Origin of the sequence: Enterococcus sp. MSG3299 (assembly GCF_050555765.1) — a bacterium.
Lineage (GTDB): Bacteria > Bacillota > Bacilli > Lactobacillales > Enterococcaceae > Enterococcus > Enterococcus faecalis.
The window spans coordinates 924,919-940,974 of sequence record NZ_CP187869.1; the positions used below are offsets into that span (position 1 = coordinate 924,919).

Consider the following 16,056-nt stretch of genomic DNA (forward strand, 5'->3'; position numbering starts at 1 on the left):
AATGTTAACTTATTTTTGGGAGCAAGAGCTTATTCATTACCCTGATAAAGAACCGGTTAGTTGGCAAGAGGCGATTCAGGAAAGTTGTTTGATTTTACTCCAAAAACACATCATCGATCAGAGTTACGTCGATGAGATTATCCAGTGTGTCGAAACGTTTGGACCTTATATCATCATTGCTCCTGAAGTAGCCATGCCACATTCATCAGAGGAAAGCGCAGGTGTTTTTGGAACGGCCATTTCTTTTACAAAATTTAAGCAAGCAGTCACTTTTGCTGGCGATCAAGAAGCAAAAACAGCAACCTTATTTTTTACATTGGCAGCCCAAAATCCCGCCGAACATCTTGAAAATATTCAGCAATTGATGGATTTATTGATGACGGATGGCGTGATTGCTGACTTGTTAGAAACAAATACGCCAATGGATTTTAAAGAAGTTATGGAGAAATATCAATTATAGGGGGAAAAATCAATGGGGGAGTTCTTGTTAAATAGTTGGACTTATTTTGCTACGAACGTTTTAACACAGCCAGCATATTTGATTGGTTTCATCGTGTTATTAGGTTATCTCTTGTTACGGAGGCCCTTTTATGAATGTTTAGCAGGTTTTCTGAAAGCGACAGTTGGTTATTTTATTTTGAGTGTTGGTTCTGGTGGTTTGGTTAATAATTTTCGCCCTATTCTAGTAGGCTTGAAAGAGCGATTTAATTTACAGGCGATGGTTACCGATCCATATTTCGGGCAAAATGCAGTCGATGCAGGATTGATGAAAACCTTTGGACGAACCTTTGGTGATGTGATGATTTTGTTATTGATCGCATTTATTATGAATATTTTGTTGGTTCGTTTTCAAAAATATACAAAATTGAGAGCCGTTTTTACAACAGGGAATGTTCAGATTCAACAAGCAGCTACCGCTTTCTGGATTTTACTCTTTTGTTTTCCTAACTTAGGTAGAATCGAAGTACTAATTTTTATGGGCTTAATTCTCGGGTGTTATTGGGCAGTTGCTTCAAATTTAACGGTAGGGATTACGCAGGAACTAACAGAAGGTGCTGGTTTTGCGGTAGCCCATCAACAAATGTTTGGCATATTTATTTTTGCAAAATTAGCAGAATGGTTGAAAAAACGTGATCAAAAAAAACATCGTTCAGAGAAGGTCGATAAAAAATTGGAAGATATCGAATTACCAGGATTTCTATCCATTTTTAATGAAAATATGGTTGCTACGTCCATTTTGATGCTCTTTTTCTTTGGCATTATCTTGCTTGTTTTGGGACAAGATTATTTAATTCAAGCTAAATTTATGCAAGAAGGGCAGAGTTTCTTCTTTTATATCATGACCACTTCATTAAATTTTGCTGTCTATTTAGCTATCTTACAATTAGGCGTTAGAACCTTTGTTGACGAGTTGACGCAGTCATTCCAAGGGATTTCAAATACCATTTTACCAGGCGCTGTTCCTGGGATTGACGTAGCAGCGACTTTCGGGTTTGGTTCGCCCAACGCAGTAACAATTGGGTTCCTCTTTGGCGCATTAGGCCAGTTTTTAATGATTGGCTTACTGATTCTATTAAAGTCTCCGACAATCGTTATTGCGGGTTTTATCCCATTGTTTTTTGATAACGCTGTCATAGCTGTTTATGCAAATAATCGTGGCGGAGTAAAAGCTGCTTGTTTATTCCCATTCCTTTCAGGTTTAATCCAAGTAGGTGGCTCAGCTTTATTTGCTACATGGATTGGATTATCTCAATATGGCGGTTATTTGGGCATGTTCGATTGGGCAACAGCTTGGCCGTTATTTACAATCATTATGAAAGTTCTAGGCTATGTTGGCGTAGCAGTGGTGGTGATTGGGTTACTAATAATTCCGCAACTTCAGTATCGGAGAAATCCAGAAGGTTACTTTATGATTGTCAATGATTATGAACAATATGCTAAAAAATTTCAAGAGAATTAAAGGAGGAATTTAAAATGAGAATACTTGTTTCCTGTGCCAATGGTTCTGGCACGAGTCTAATGATGATGCGGAGTGTTGAAAAAGCAATGAAAGAACTAGGTGTACCGATTACAAAAATTCATCATTGCGCCATTTCAGAAGGAAAAAGCTCTGCTAGCCAATACGACGTTGTTTTTACTCCAGTCAATTTTTTACAAATGTTTCAGCAAGCAGAAAAACGCGGAGTCACAGTGATTGGCATTAAAAATGTAATGTCTGCAAAAGAAATTCAAGAAAAATATATGGCTTCAGATCGTTATCAAAAATCTGAATAAAAGGATGGGAAAGATGAAAAGACCAAACTTACAAATCGCTTTAGATCATAATAGATTAGAAGACGCTTTAGCAGATTGTATGAAAGTCGGAGAAATTGTCGATATTATCGAAGTTGGCACTATTTTGTGTTTACAAGAAGGCCAAAAAGCAATTCGTTGTTTAAAACGCATGTTTCCTAATAAAACAATTGTTGCTGATACAAAATGTGCTGATGCGGGCGGTACAGTTGCTCGTAATGTCGCACAAGCAGGCGCTGATTTCATGACGGTCATTTGTTGCGCCACCTTACCAACGATGGCTGCAGCTCAAAAAGAAGTCCGAGAATTACAAGTAGAACTATATGGAAATTGGACAATGCAACAAGCTCGACAATGGCGAGAATTAGGGATTAATCAGGTGATTTATCATCAAAGTAGAGATGCTCTTTTAGCTGGCGGCAGCTGGGGAGAAAAAGATTTGAATAAAGTTCAAGAACTAATTGACTTAGGCTTTGAAGTGTCCGTCACAGGTGGTTTAACTGTCGAAACGCTTGAATTGTTTCAAACAATGGCAGTTGCAACATTTATTGCGGGCCGTGGGATTACTGAATCAAAAAATCCTGAACAAGCAGCCAAAGATTTTCAAAAAAAAATCGATCAGATTTGGAAGTGATAAAATGGCACGAATTGGACTATATGAAAAAGCACTCCCGCAAAATTTAACTTGGGCAGAACGATTCACATGGGCCAAAAAGTTAGGGTTTGATTTTTTAGAAATGTCAATTGATGAATCCGATGAACGTTTAGCACGATTGGCTTGGACACCAAGCCAGTTACAAGAACTTTCTCAATTAATGGTGAAAGAAGATTTTTTTATCCATTCTTTGTGTTTAAGTGGTCATCGGCGGTTCCCTTTAGGCTCTTTAAATAAAGAAACACGTGAAAAAGGACGGAAAATTTTATCTCAAGCGATTCGTTTGGCTCATCAATTAAACATACGGGTAATTCAAATAGCTGGCTATGACGTCTTTTACGAAGAAAAAACTGCCGAAACAAGGGAATTTTTTCTTCAAGGTCTGAAAAAGGGCGTTGAGGAAGCTGCACAATACGGTGTCATTCTGGCTGTTGAGATTATGGATGACCCTTTTATGAATAGCATACAAAAATTTCTAGAAATTAAGGAACAAATTCCGTCTCCTTTTTTGCATGTTTATCCTGATTTAGGTAATTTGTCTGCTTGGCCGGAAAATAATCCGGCGGTTGAACTTGAAAAGGGAATTGCTGAAATCGCTGCTATTCACTTAAAAGATACCTTCGCTGTAACAGACACATTTGAAGGGAAGTTTCGGGAAGTTACTTTTGGAGAAGGCTGTGTTGATTTTACAGGCTTATTGAAAACACTCAAGCGGTTAAACTATAGTGGTCCTTTTTTAATTGAAATGTGGAATGAAACGGATTTGAATTTTCAAGAAAAAATTCAAGCCGCGCAGCAGTATCTCTATCCCAAATTAGTAGAGGCGGGTTATTATGAACAATAAAGCGATCATCCAAGCAATGAAACAACGTGTTTATGAAGCGAATCTGGCTTTGCCAAAACTGGGCTTAGTCAAATTAACGTGGGGCAATGTTAGTGAAATCAATCGGTCATTAGGGATTATCGTAATTAAACCAAGCGGCGTCAAGTATCAAGAAATGACCAAGGAACAGATGGTAGTGACTGATTTAAAGGGACAACTATTGGAAACCAATGCATTAAAGCCGTCTTCTGATTTACCCACGCATCTTTATCTTTATCAAAAAATGCCAGAAATTGGAGCGATTGCGCACACGCACTCCCTGAATAGTGTTACGTGGGCTCAAGCAGGGCGAGCCTTACCTCCTTACGGTACCACCCATGCGGATGCTTTTTATGGCGCTGTACCTTGCACAAGAGCGCTCTCTGAAAGTGAAATTAAAGAAAATTATGAAGAAGAGACTGGCAAAGTCATTGTTGAAACATTTCATGAACAAGAACTAGATCCTTTAGCAGTTCCAGGAGTGCTAGTTTATGGACATGGCCCATTTACTTGGGGCATGACTCCGGAAAAAGCAGTTGAAAACAGTTTGATTTTAGATGAAATCTGTTCAATGGCACGTTTAACGGAAACAATTAACCCAGCTGTTGAACCAATTGATCATTTTTTATTGGATAAACACTATCTTAGAAAACATGGGATTTCCGCTTATTATGGTCAGTGATGGCTGTGATGAAACGTGTGAAAAAGAAGGATAATTGACTGATTAATTGGTCTTTTATAAAAACTTAGTTGTCTGTTATGGGACAACTAAGTTTTTATTTTTTTAAGAAAGCGTTCTCTTTTTTGGGGGGAGAATAGAACAAAACGTTAATTTTCGTTTGTTAAGTTATGAAGAATTTGCGAATTCCAAGACTTTTTCCGCAGAATTAGGTACAATAAGTTACGTGTTAAAGAATTAGAAATGGAGGCAACCCAATCATGATAGGGACTGCTGTAAAAGAATTATTATTAGAAAAACAAGAAACATTTTTAGTACCCGCTGAAAATGTCGCCAATGTAATGTGTTTAAATCCGTTAAGTCACGCGGCATTAGTCTTATCGCAAGTTCGCTATTCCAAGATTCCTGTGTTAGATAAGGGAGATCGCTTTGTTGGCTTAATCGGCTTGACAGACGTTGTAGATAAAATGTTTGATTTGACTTCAGTGGATTTTGAAAAATTGAATGAATTTACTGTGGCCGATGTAATGGAAGTCAATGTTCCTGTAATTGGTGAATCGTGGGATTTAGAAGAAGTGTTACATTTATTAGTAGATGCTTCTTTTTTACCAGTGGTTGATGATAATCAACGCTTTAAAGGTATCATTACACGCAAAGAAATTTTAAAAGCGGTCAATCATATGGCGCATGAATTAGAAAAACATCATCTTGTTCTGCCTAAATCAGAAGAAGAAATGAAAGTAATTTAAATAAAACGCAAGAAACTCTTTACTTTTTTCTCATAAATGCGTTATTCTGTATGATAACACGAAGTAAAGGAGTGCTGTGATTGGACGCATATGAGATTATTCAGTATATTGGTGATGCCAAAAAGCAAACGCCTGTTAAAGTAACACTGAAAGGGCAATTAAAAGAAGTCACGTTTCCGGAAACAATTAAGGTCTTTAATAATTGTAAAACTGGGACATTGTTTGGCGATTGGGCTGACGTAAAACCTTTTTTAGAAGCAAACAAAGAAAAAATTGAGGATTATGTTGTAGAAAATGATGCACGTAACTCAGCAATTCCTTTTCTTGATCTGAAAGACATTAATGCTCGGATTGAACCAGGTGCTTTGATTCGCGAAAAAGTTGAAATTGGCGATCAAGCGGTGATTATGATGGGGGCTATTCTAAATATTGGCGCCGTCGTTGGTGCAGGGACTATGATTGATATGGGCGCTGTTTTAGGCGGCCGTGCAACTGTAGGAAAACATTGTCATATTGGCGCGGGAACGGTTTTAGCTGGTGTCATTGAACCCCCAAGTGCCGCACCTGTGGTTATTGAAAACGAGGTTGTCATTGGAGCGAATGCGGTCGTACTAGAAGGGGTTCGTGTTGGTGAAGGTGCCGTTGTGGCTGCTGGGGCAGTAGTTGTGGAAGACGTTCCAGCGCATACCGTTGTCGCAGGCGTGCCAGCAAAAGTAATTAAACAAATTGATGATAAAACCAAGAGTAAAACAGAGATTTTAGAAGAATTACGTAAACTCTAAAAATAAATTAGTCAGTCGCGATGAAGAAACTTCTTCATGGCGGCTTTCGATTACCCCAAAAATGAAGGAGTGGCTTTTGTGGAGCAAGAAGAATTAATTACGATTAGACGGCAACTACATCAAATACCTGAAATCGGTTTAGAAGAAAAGGAAACACAAGCCTTTTTACTTAATGAAATTGATAAAATGAAGCAACCTTATCTGCAAGTTCGAACATGGCAAACGGGGATTTTAGTCTTCATAGAAGGCAAAAATCCTCAGAAAACCATCGGTTGGCGTGCTGATATTGATGGTTTGCCTATTCAAGAGGAAGTGGTTTCTGCTTTTCAATCAAAACGACCAGGGTTTATGCATGCCTGTGGGCACGATTTTCACATGACAATCGGTTTAGGGGTTTTGAAAGAATTAAGTCAACAGCAACCAGACAATAACTTTTTATTTTTATTTCAACCTGCTGAAGAAAATGAAGCAGGGGGGATGTTGATGTATGAAGACCATGCGTTTGGTGAGTGGTTACCTGATGAATTTTATGCGCTTCATGTTAATCCTGATTTGCCAGTCGGAACTATTAGTACCAGAGTAGGGACATTGTTTGCTGCCACTTGTGAAGTGAACATTACCTTAAAAGGAAAAGGTGGACATGCGGCTTTTCCGCATCAAGCAAATGATATGGTCTTGGCGGCCACCAATTTAATTCAGCAAGCGCAAACGATCGTTAGTCGAAATGTTGATCCTGTGGTCGGGGCAGTCGTTACTTTTGGGACTTTTCATGCAGGGACTGCCTGCAATGTGATTGCCGAAGAAGCAACTTTATCTGGTACAATTCGCACATTGACAGCAGAAACTAATGAACAAACGCAGCGAAGAATTCGCGAAATTAGTGAAGGTATTGCGCAATCTTTTCAATGTGAAGTAACTGTTCATCTTGATCAAAAAGGGTATTTACCTGTAGTGAATGAGCCAGCATGTACCACGAATTTTATTGAATACATGAGCAAACAAGCAACAGTTCAATTTCAACAAGCACCGGTTGCAATGACAGGTGAAGATTTTGGCTATCTATTGTCTAAAGTCCCAGGCACGATGTTTTGGTTAGGCGTGGCAAGTCCCTATAGCCTTCATTCTGCCAAGTTTGAACCCAATGAAGAGGCGTTATTGTTTGGAGTGGAGGCAGTTAGTGGCTTTTTAAAATCATTGGACAATTAGAAAAACAGCCACCAGATAACTAATAAGTATCTGGTGGCTGTTTTTTATTTTGCAATAATGGGCGTATTGGGAATCGTAAAGCCGGCCTCTGTTAATGCTTTGATATATTGGGCTAGAAATTCTTCTTTGACCGCAAATTGTTTGCCGTTTAGTACATACATGGTCGTTCGCACCGCAAAGTTGCCATTGCCTAAATCGACCATGCCAAAAATATCTGGCCCAGTTTGAATACTTTCGATATACTTTTCTTTTAATGTTTCATTGACTTCTGTAATCACTTCACAAATTTTTTCATAACCTTCTTCAGGATTGATGCGGACATCAATTAACACTTGCATATTGGCACGAGACAGGTTACTGATTGTGGTGATGTTTCGGTTTGGAATAAAATGAACAGTTCCATCAACCGCTTTAATTTGAGTGGTTCGTAATCCGACAGAAGTAACTGTTCCTTCAATATTTAACGCCAATAAGCGAATATAATCGCCTACATCCATTTGTTGTTCTAAAATAATGAAAAATCCGGTAATTAAGTCATTCATGAATCCTTGAGCCCCTAAACCAATGGCAACACCGGCAATTCCCGCTCCGGCTAATAATGAGCCAACAGGCACACCGACAATGGTCAAAAGAGAATAGATGAAGAAAAAGAACAGCGTATATTGAAATGCATTAATGATTAAAGTGTGTAACGTTTTTAAACGGCTTTCACTAAAATGTTGCTTTTTACTATAATTTGCATAGGTGCGATCAATTAAATATTTCCCGATTCGCTGAATGATAAAAAATAGAAAAATTAAAAATAAAATTGATAAACTTTTTTCAATTAAGGTAGCGACAATGGCATCCCAATTAATATTGTTCCAAAAGCGTTGTAGCGCGCTCACTTTTTTTACGGTCGCTTCTGCTAAATCAGGAGCAGAAGAATCGACTGTTTCAGTACTGGATAACCCAAGTATCAACATAAAAATCCAACTTTCTCTAAAATTTCTTCTTTTAGTATACTAAATCTCTCGGCGAAAGGGGAAGAAAATAGAAAGTTTTTTTAAAGACTTAACATGTTTTTTTAGGAATGTTATAATTTTGTAAATAAATAATATATTTTATAATTTTGTTAAAGGTTGTGAGTGCTGCGTGAAAGTTTCAATTGAATGGGCAAAAAATGATTTACTTTCTAAATTACCTGTAACAATTTTTATTGATGAACGATGTGCCACTCGCTTGACGGCTGACAAGCGACGAACATTCATCTTCCATAATCCAGTCGCTTTACGATTAGGGAGTCGTTTTTTTAGTAGTCAGATAATCGAAATTGCGGAATCATGTACATTGAAAGTTTCCTTTAATTGGTCCTGTGTTTATCTCTTTTGTATCTGGTTACTTGCAGTTAAACTGTGGATTGGAAGCGTTAGCGGTCGAACAATTGTAGTTGTGGCACTAATCGGAGTGCTGACTTATTGGCGTCGTTATTTATTAAAAATAAAGAAAATGACCTGACAAGTCGTGATTGTTTCGTGAAAGAAGAATGCGTAGTATACTAAAAGTAATGAAAATGAAGGGACTGAAGAAACACATGACTTTGGATAAAACAAAAAAATTAGCAAACGGCAATGAAATGCCACGCCTAGGTTTAGGTGTTTGGCGTGTAGAAGATGGCTCAGAAGCAACAAATTCAGTAAAATGGGCTTTAAAAGCGGGTTATCGCTTGATTGATACGGCAGCCGTTTATAAAAACGAAGCAGGGGTGGGCGAAGGCATTCGTCAATCGGGTATTCCCCGCGAAGAAATTTTCGTGACGACGAAATTATGGAATGAAGATCAAGGCTATGAAAATGCGATTAAAGCATTTGATAAAAGCTTAGAAAAATTAGGGCTAGACTATGTTGATTTATATTTAATTCACTGGCCTGTTGCTGGTAAATATAAAGAATCATGGAAAGCATTAGAAGAAATTTACGCAAGTGGTCGTGCCAAAGCAATTGGCGTTTCCAATTTTCATCAACATCATTTGGAAGATTTATTAACAGAAGCAAATGTTGTGCCAATGGTGGATCAAATTGAATTACATCCTACGTTAACACAAGAACCGCTACGAAAATATTTAGCCGAAAATAAGATTGCCGTGGAGGCTTGGTCTCCTCTAGGACAAGGTAATTTATTATCTGAACCAGTACTAGTGAAAATTGGTGGAAAATATGGTAAATCAGCGGCCCAAGTGATTATTCGTTGGCACTTACAAAATGATATTATCGTGATTCCCAAATCTGTTCACGAAAAAAGAATTCAGGAAAATTTTGCTGTCTTTGATTTTGAATTAACGCCAGAAGAAATAACCGCAATTAATCAGTTAAATAAGGATCATCGTTTTGGTGCAGATCCAGATAATTTTGATTTTTAAGTATGATAGCAAGTAAAAACGGAGGGGCGAAAGCCGTCCCTCCGTTTTTACTATAATTTTTGAACAAAGTAGTTAAAGAGTGCTTGGGATTTGGCATCACGTGCGTACATTAGTTCAGGATGCCATTGAACAGCTAATAAAGGCTGCTGTTCATTTGTTGATTCCACTGCTTCTGCAAGGCCATCAGAGGACCAAGCAGTAACGCGTAAATCTTTTCCTAAAGTATGTAGTGCTTGGTGATGGTACGAGTTGACTTGACCAGTTGTACCATATATGTTTGATAATTGACTGTCTGGTTCAACATCAATACGATGCGTCGCAAAGATTGGTTGAGTGGGTTGTTGTCCGTGCTTAACTGACCATTGAGGATACATCGATAAATCTTGATATAATGTGCCACCTAAAGCAACATTGACTAATTGCATTCCACGGCAAACCGCAAAAATAGGTTTGTTTTGTTTTAAGGCTTCTTCAATTAGGGCTAACTCAAACTCGTCACGATCACGATTCGTTTCTTCTAATTTTATATGGGGTTCTTGTCCGTAAAATTCAGGGGCAACATCTTGACCGCCTGCTAAAAGTAGTTTATCAATTTGTTGTATATACGTAGCGGCTAATTCTTTGGGGCCAATTGGCAAAACGAGAGGAACGCCACCTGCGGCTTGAACAGCGCTGACAAAACCTTGTGGGGTGTACGTCACTTGGTTACCGTGAAACACTTCAGCTGCCTGCAAAAGTTGATTGCCAGCGATTCCAATAATTTTTTTTGTCATAATAACATCACATCCTCAATAAATTCATACGTTCTATTGTAGCACTTTTTTTGAAAAAAGTGTTTGAGAAGAAGTCGAGACAAGTTTTGTCTCGGACAGCTCTCAAACACAAAAAGCTCAGTAAGTGAACAAGTGAAACTTTTTAACGTTCACGAATGACTTCGATTTTATAACCATCTGGGTCGACAACAAAGTAATAAGATGGTGCAGTTCCAGGTAAGCCTTTTAAGTCAGTGACAGTAAAGCCAGCCGCTTGATGTTTTTCGTGTAATCCTTCTAAATCATCTGTACTGATGGCGATATGACCATAACCGTTTCCTAAATCGTATGCTTCATGATCATAATTATAAGTTAGTTCTAGTTCGTAGTCGTCTCCTGGTAAAGTTAAATAAACCAAAGTAAATTTATTTTCTGGAAAATCACGACGGCGACTTTCTTCAAAATTGAAGGCTTTTTGATAGAAATCTAATGATGCCTCTAAATCTTTTACACGCACACATGTATGAGCCATTTTCATAGTTAAAAACTCCCTTTCAAACTTAATTATATTTCCAACGTTAATAGTAGCATAGATAAACGTGAAATGTAGAGAAAAACGCTTGGTTTCTGACTTGTTCTAAAGGAATTTCTCAGGTAAAATAGATGAAAAGAGAAGAGGTGCGCCAATGAAAACGCCAACGTTTGGAAAAAGAGAAGAGACATTGACCTATCAAACAAGATATGCTGCATACATTATTGTTTCAAAGTCAGAAAATAACACAATGGTTCTGGTACAAGCGCCAAATGGAGCTTATTTTTTACCAGGAGGCGAAATTGAAGGCACCGAAACGAAAGAAGAAGCGATCCATCGAGAAGTGCTAGAAGAATTAGGAATTAGTGTAGAAATTGGCTGTTATTTAGGGGAAGCTGATGAATATTTTTATTCGAACCATCGCCAAACGGCCTATTATAATCCTGGCTATTTTTATGTAGCGAATACTTGGCGGCAACTTAGCGAACCCTTAGAAAGGACCAATACTTTACACTGGGTTGCACCAGAAGAAGCAGTCCGTTTATTAAAAAGAGGAAGCCACCGCTGGGCCGTTGAAAAATGGCTAGCGGCAGCATCATAAAATAACGAATAACCCTCAATCTATGTTGATTAGATTGAGGGTTATTGTTATTGACAAGAATGTTTAAATTAAAACCATTTTTTCAATAATTTGAGCGACACCATCTTCGTCATTACTAGTGGTATGCACATCGGCAATTGTTTTAACATTTTCTGTCGCATTGCCCATCGCAACACCAATCCCAGCGTAATCAATCATGGATAAGTCATTTTCATTGTCACCAATGGCCATCACTTCGTCTTTATTTAAGCCTAAATGGTCTGCCAATTTTGCTAGAGCATTGCCTTTGCTAGCATTTTTATTCATGATTTCATAGTAAAAAGGCGTACTTTTAACAGTCGTATATTTTTCGGTAAAATGTAATGGTAATTTTGCAATGGCAGGATCTAAAACTTCCGGCTCATCAATCATCATCATTTTAATAATGTTCATCTCTGGTGTCATTTCATCCACCGTACGATATTTCAAAGGCATGTTCACTAAAGATGCTTCGTGAATCGTATATTTACCAATATTGCGATTGGCAGTGTAAATAGCGGAATCATCAATTGTGTGCAAGTGAGCGCCGACTTTACGAGAATACATTTCAATTTCTAAAAAATCCTCATAACTCAAGGTATAGCGTGAAATAATCGTATTATCTTTGGTTGCTTGGACAAGCGAACCGTTGTAGGTAATCACGAAATCATTTTCACCATATAAGGCTAATTCATCCAATTGTTCTTTCACGCCTGGCAAAGGACGGCCTGTACATAAAACAATACGAACGCCTTGCTCATTTGCTTTTTGGAGCGCTTCTTTGACCCGTGGGGTAATCTTGTGTTGTGAATTTAGCAATGTTCCGTCGATATCAATAGCAACTAACTTAATTGACATAGAATCCTCCTAGAAAACCTATTTTTTTAAAACTAACGCACCATTATGAATGTAACTTGAAAACTCACGATACGTCTCATCAAATAAATCGTAATGTTTTTTATTTCCTTGGTCAAGCATTTCTTTAGGGAAATAGAAACGTTCATCTCCTTGACTTTGGCCAGCAAGTGCTGCAACTAGGGGACTAACCGTTGCCAATTCCACTAATGAGCCATCTTTTTGCATTAATTCAATTTGTGTACGATGACGGTCTTTATTTGGACGATAAAAATCGTAAGGTAAATCATAGCTTGAATTAATGGCAGTATAATATTTAGGGTTGAAACCAACTTTTTCAATCAATTCCCTTAAATAAGCAATCGTTGCTGCGCTCTCTTTTTCGTTCGTAAAGGTGGCTGACTTCAGAGGCTTACGCATAAGGAAACGTTTGGCTAAATCACCTAGAATTGAATCAGGCACATCCATCCATTGTGTAAAGTACGTAGAGAGGACGCCATCATCCAATTTTAAATATTCTTGTAAGGTGAAGTCCCCTTTAAAGAATGGTACAAGCAGAGAGGCTTGTAAATCATAGTCAAATTCAGGGTTTTCAAATAATTCTTTCGCCCGATGCAATAAATGATCAAGAATCACTTCCATCCCTCGAGAAACAGGGTGGAAATAGACTTGGACATACATTTGGTAACGACTAACGATATAGTCTTCCACCGCATGCATCCCATTCATAGCAAAGGCAATGCCTCCTTTGTATGGTCGAATCACACGTAAGATTCTAGTTAAATCGAAGGTTCCGTATTCCGTCCCTGTAAAGTAAGCATCACGTAACAGATAGTCCATGCGATCGGCATCAATTTGACTAGAAATCATTTGCACCACTTGAGGATTTGGGTATTGTTTAGTAATAACGCTGGCGACTTTTTCAGGAAAATCTGCCGAAACACGATTTAAAATTTGATAGACTTCCGTTTCTGGTGAGGTGATGATTTGGACCGTGATTGCTTCATGGTTTGTATCAAAAATATGCTCGAATGTATGTGAATAAGGACCATGACCGACATCATGTAATAAAGCTGCGCAAAGTGTAATCAGGCGCTCGTCGTCATTCCAGCCGTTTTCACCTAATCGTTCCACAGAGTAGTTACGTTGGAAAATCTCACAAATCCGACGTGTAATTTCGTAAACACCCAAAGAATGGGAAAAACGACTATGTTCGGCACCGTGAAACGTAAAAGAAGAAGTACCTAGTTGCTTAATGCGACGTAATCGTTGCACTTCAGCAGAATTAATAAGGTCTAAAATCACTTGATGTTGGACATGAATATAATTATGGACGGGATCACGAAAAACTTTTTCGATTGGTAATCGTTGCTCTTTGTACGGAATCGTCATACGATCTCTCCTTTAATTAAGGCGTTTCGTTGCGCCATTTTTTCCAGCTGGACAGTTAAATTTGTTTGGAACCATTCTGAGGTTATAATTGGTTCGGTTAAGTTTGGATCAATAGATTTTTCAAATTGTTGAGGTAATGCTTCGATTAAACGGGTTTTTACGGCGTCTATTGTTAATGGAGTCTCAATCAGGGTTTCTAAATTTGCCATCACTGCTTGATCAACGGGTGGATAGCCATTTTCACCAAATTGTTCTTGTAAGCCAGCAAGGTAAAAGTCTCGAACCACTTCTCCACGAGCAAGTTGATTGCCGTTAACGCTGATGTAAATCATGACAGAAATACCGTCTTTGACGCGTCGTTGGGCAATCCCAGCAAACTTTTGACCGCCAATACTTAAATCATAAGTACCAGGACAATAGGATGTAGTAATTTCAAAGGCGTCAATCTCTTTCTCTGGAAAACTCTGACGGAGCCAAGCCCACATTAATTCATAAGCCCCATCGATACTTAATTTGTGTTCAGAATTATTTGGTAAAATAAGTGAAACATTTAAAATACCCGAATCGGCAATCACCCCTAAACCGCCGGCATTGCGAACGACTACAGAATAATCGTTTTCTTGCAGAGAAGCGATGCCTTCTTTTAGATGTGGTACACGGGTATCTTTCATGCCAAGAATCATTGCTTGATCCAATTGCCAGAAATGAATGATTGGTTGGTGCTGCATTCCTGAAAAAGTGGTTAAAACATCGGTCAAGGCAAAAGGTAAAAAATAGTCACTGTTTGTTAAACAACCTGAATCAAGGAGCATAAATGATTCGGTATGAAGGGGAAAAGTTGTGCTCATAAAAAACGTCCTGTCTATTTATAATTACGTCATTTAATACGTTTATTTTCTTACTCTCTCTTATATTATATACAAAAAATGCAAAAAAGCATGTTATATAAACGAATTCTGAAGGAATTCTCTAAAATAGTAAACGGTTTTCTTATTAAATAGATGAAACAAATGCTTGCAACCCGTGAAAAGAGCTTATACAATAAGAAAAGGTACATAAGCAAGGAAAAATTGACTTTAGTTGACAAATACATTGAAAAAGTCAACAATAAGAAAGTTATATTTTGGAAAAGGAGTGACCATTATGGATTTATCAACAGGCGTTCCTGTATCGATTCAACTAAAAACGATTGTCCAACAAGGCAACGAACAAAAAGATTTTTTCTTTGACTTAGAAGGTCAATTAGTAAAAATGGGTGATACATTATACATTCGTTACAAAGAAGAATTATTAGAGGATACAGAACCAACCCCCGTGACCATTAAAATTGAACCAGACGGGCATGTTCAGCTGATTCGTGCTGGCGAATTACGGATGCGTTTAAGATTTGGCTATCAGGAAAAATTAGATACAAGTTATCGAACCCCTTATGGCTTGCTACAGATTAGTACGTTTACACATAATTTGCGTGTTAGTTTAAAAGATCAACCAATGTCTGGTAAGATTTTAGTTGATTATGATTTATACTCTCAAACAGAGCGAATCGGAGAATATCATTTAGAATTAGAATTTACTGCATAAATATTGCAGAATAGAATTGATTTTTTTTCAATGTTTTTGTATGATAAGGAGTAGACTGTGAAAGGACGTGTACCTCTTGGAAATTAATGTATTTGAAGGGTTAAACAAAAAAGAATTATCCATGATTGAAGTAGCACACGCTATTTTAGAACAACATGCAGATGTTATGGATTTTTCTGATTTAGTTAACCAAATCCAAAATTATCTTGGCAAGTCTGATAGTGAAATTCGTGACCAATTAGCACAATTTTATACAGATTTAAACATCGACGGTAGCTTTATCTCATTGGGAGACAATCGTTGGGGCTTACGTTCATGGTATCCAATCGATTCAATCGATGAAGAAGTTACACATGGCTTGGAAGAAGACGAAGAAGATGCACCACGTCGTAGAAAACGTAAAAAAGTAAATGCCTTCATCACTAATCCAAACGATGAAGATGTAATTGACTATAACGATGACGATCCAGAAGATGCTGAATTAACAAATGATGATGAAGAAGACATCTTGTACGATGATGAAGAAGATGAAGATGAAGAAATCAAAGCATACAACTCTGACTTACAAGAGATTGGTGCAGATTCAGACGATGATGAAGAAGACATTCCACAAATCGAAGAAGATTTAACAATCATTGATGACGATGATGTTGAAGATGAAGACGATTTTGATGACGAATATTCTGAAGAGTAAGAAACAAA

20 protein-coding genes are annotated in these 16,056 nt (G+C 37.8%); 14 read left to right on the forward strand and 6 right to left on the reverse strand.

Annotated features, from left to right (window positions below; genetic code table 11):
- Nucleotide 1 precedes the first annotated feature (1 nt).
- The 9 genes from IGL23_RS04620 (at nt 2) to IGL23_RS04660 (ending at nt 7,225) form a co-directional block, all read left to right on the forward strand.
- Entirely contained in the window at nt 2-460 is a 459-nt protein-coding gene (locus tag IGL23_RS04620) for a PTS sugar transporter subunit IIA (RefSeq protein ID WP_002358021.1), read from the forward strand.
- Between the two features lie 12 nt (nt 461-472).
- A complete protein-coding gene (locus IGL23_RS04625; RefSeq protein ID WP_002361608.1) occupies nt 473-1,960 on the forward strand; it encodes a PTS ascorbate transporter subunit IIC in 1,488 nt (495 codons plus the stop codon).
- A 14-nt stretch (nt 1,961-1,974) separates the two neighbouring features.
- Nucleotides 1,975-2,274, forward strand: a complete 300-nt coding sequence (locus IGL23_RS04630) for a PTS sugar transporter subunit IIB (RefSeq protein WP_002358018.1) — start codon at nt 1,975-1,977, stop codon at nt 2,272-2,274.
- A gap of 13 nt (nt 2,275-2,287) precedes the next feature.
- Nucleotides 2,288-2,926, forward strand: a complete 639-nt coding sequence (locus tag IGL23_RS04635) for a 3-keto-L-gulonate-6-phosphate decarboxylase UlaD (protein ID WP_010716941.1) — start codon at nt 2,288-2,290, stop codon at nt 2,924-2,926.
- A gap of 4 nt (nt 2,927-2,930) precedes the next feature.
- Nucleotides 2,931-3,791, forward strand: coding sequence for an L-ribulose-5-phosphate 3-epimerase (locus tag IGL23_RS04640; protein ID WP_002397790.1), 861 nt, complete (start codon nt 2,931-2,933; stop codon nt 3,789-3,791).
- Nucleotides 3,781-4,491: an L-ribulose-5-phosphate 4-epimerase gene (locus IGL23_RS04645; protein WP_002377832.1), complete on the forward strand. Its 711-nt coding sequence runs from the start codon at nt 3,781-3,783 to the stop codon at nt 4,489-4,491. The genes IGL23_RS04640 and IGL23_RS04645 overlap by 11 nt, the downstream gene beginning before the upstream one ends.
- 257 nt (nt 4,492-4,748) lie before the next feature.
- Nucleotides 4,749-5,237 carry a cyclic-di-AMP-binding protein CbpB gene (gene cbpB / locus IGL23_RS04650; protein ID WP_002358013.1) on the forward strand — a complete coding sequence of 163 codons (489 nt, stop codon included), beginning with the start codon at nt 4,749-4,751 and terminating at the stop codon, nt 5,235-5,237.
- An 80-nt stretch (nt 5,238-5,317) separates the two neighbouring features.
- Complete coding sequence (dapD, locus tag IGL23_RS04655; RefSeq protein WP_002358012.1) at nt 5,318-6,019, forward strand: 2,3,4,5-tetrahydropyridine-2,6-dicarboxylate N-acetyltransferase; 702 nt, start codon at nt 5,318-5,320, stop codon at nt 6,017-6,019.
- A gap of 36 nt (nt 6,020-6,055) precedes the next feature.
- Nucleotides 6,056-7,225: an N-acetyldiaminopimelate deacetylase gene (locus IGL23_RS04660; RefSeq protein WP_033595293.1), complete on the forward strand. Its 1,170-nt coding sequence runs from the start codon at nt 6,056-6,058 to the stop codon at nt 7,223-7,225.
- Between the two features lie 44 nt (nt 7,226-7,269).
- Here IGL23_RS04660 and IGL23_RS04665 read toward each other — a convergent pair whose 3' ends face one another.
- Entirely contained in the window at nt 7,270-8,190 is a 921-nt protein-coding gene (locus tag IGL23_RS04665; RefSeq protein WP_010712299.1) for a mechanosensitive ion channel family protein, read from the reverse strand.
- Nucleotides 8,191-8,359: 169 nt separating this feature from the next.
- Between IGL23_RS04665 and IGL23_RS04670 the strand changes: the two genes are divergently transcribed.
- Both IGL23_RS04670 and IGL23_RS04675 read left to right on the forward strand, forming a co-directional pair.
- Nucleotides 8,360-8,722 (forward strand): hypothetical protein, encoded by a 363-nt coding sequence (locus tag IGL23_RS04670; RefSeq protein WP_002358008.1) that lies wholly within the window; start codon nt 8,360-8,362, stop codon nt 8,720-8,722.
- A 28-nt stretch (nt 8,723-8,750) separates the two neighbouring features.
- The gene (locus IGL23_RS04675) at nt 8,751-9,623 is read left to right on the forward strand and encodes an aldo/keto reductase (protein WP_375730976.1); all 873 of its coding nucleotides are present in this window, start codon (nt 8,751-8,753) and stop codon (nt 9,621-9,623) included.
- 50 nt (nt 9,624-9,673) lie between these two features.
- On the opposite strand, the gene IGL23_RS04680 is transcribed toward IGL23_RS04675, so the two are convergent.
- Entirely contained in the window at nt 9,674-10,396 is a 723-nt protein-coding gene (locus tag IGL23_RS04680; RefSeq protein WP_002358005.1) for a gamma-glutamyl-gamma-aminobutyrate hydrolase family protein, read from the reverse strand.
- Between the two features lie 142 nt (nt 10,397-10,538).
- On the reverse strand, nt 10,539-10,913 hold the full coding sequence (gene gloA, locus IGL23_RS04685; RefSeq protein WP_002369612.1) for a lactoylglutathione lyase: 375 nt from the start codon (nt 10,911-10,913) through the stop codon (nt 10,539-10,541).
- Nucleotides 10,914-11,061: 148 nt separating this feature from the next.
- Between gloA and IGL23_RS04690 the strand changes: the two genes are divergently transcribed.
- On the forward strand, nt 11,062-11,508 hold the full coding sequence (locus IGL23_RS04690; protein ID WP_033595298.1) for an NUDIX hydrolase: 447 nt from the start codon (nt 11,062-11,064) through the stop codon (nt 11,506-11,508).
- Nucleotides 11,509-11,571: 63 nt separating this feature from the next.
- On the opposite strand, the gene yidA is transcribed toward IGL23_RS04690, so the two are convergent.
- The 3 genes from yidA to IGL23_RS04705 are packed head-to-tail and all read right to left on the reverse strand — an operon-like array spanning nt 11,572 to nt 14,585.
- Nucleotides 11,572-12,384: a sugar-phosphatase gene (gene yidA, locus IGL23_RS04695; protein WP_002377829.1), complete on the reverse strand. Its 813-nt coding sequence runs from the start codon at nt 12,382-12,384 to the stop codon at nt 11,572-11,574.
- An 18-nt stretch (nt 12,385-12,402) separates the two neighbouring features.
- Complete coding sequence (locus IGL23_RS04700; protein WP_002357999.1) at nt 12,403-13,773, reverse strand: dNTPase; 1,371 nt, start codon at nt 13,771-13,773, stop codon at nt 12,403-12,405.
- Nucleotides 13,770-14,585: a lipoate--protein ligase family protein gene (locus tag IGL23_RS04705; RefSeq protein WP_033595300.1), complete on the reverse strand. Its 816-nt coding sequence runs from the start codon at nt 14,583-14,585 to the stop codon at nt 13,770-13,772. Before IGL23_RS04705 ends, IGL23_RS04700 begins: the two co-directional genes overlap by 4 nt.
- 331 nt (nt 14,586-14,916) lie before the next feature.
- On the opposite strand from IGL23_RS04705, the gene IGL23_RS04710 reads away from it, so the two are divergent.
- Nucleotides 14,917-15,354: a DUF1934 domain-containing protein gene (locus tag IGL23_RS04710; RefSeq protein WP_002382132.1), complete on the forward strand. Its 438-nt coding sequence runs from the start codon at nt 14,917-14,919 to the stop codon at nt 15,352-15,354.
- 76 nt (nt 15,355-15,430) lie between these two features.
- Nucleotides 15,431-16,048 carry a DNA-directed RNA polymerase subunit delta gene (rpoE, locus tag IGL23_RS04715; protein WP_002357996.1) on the forward strand — a complete coding sequence of 206 codons (618 nt, stop codon included), beginning with the start codon at nt 15,431-15,433 and terminating at the stop codon, nt 16,046-16,048.
- The last annotated feature ends 8 nt before the right edge of the window (nt 16,049-16,056 follow it).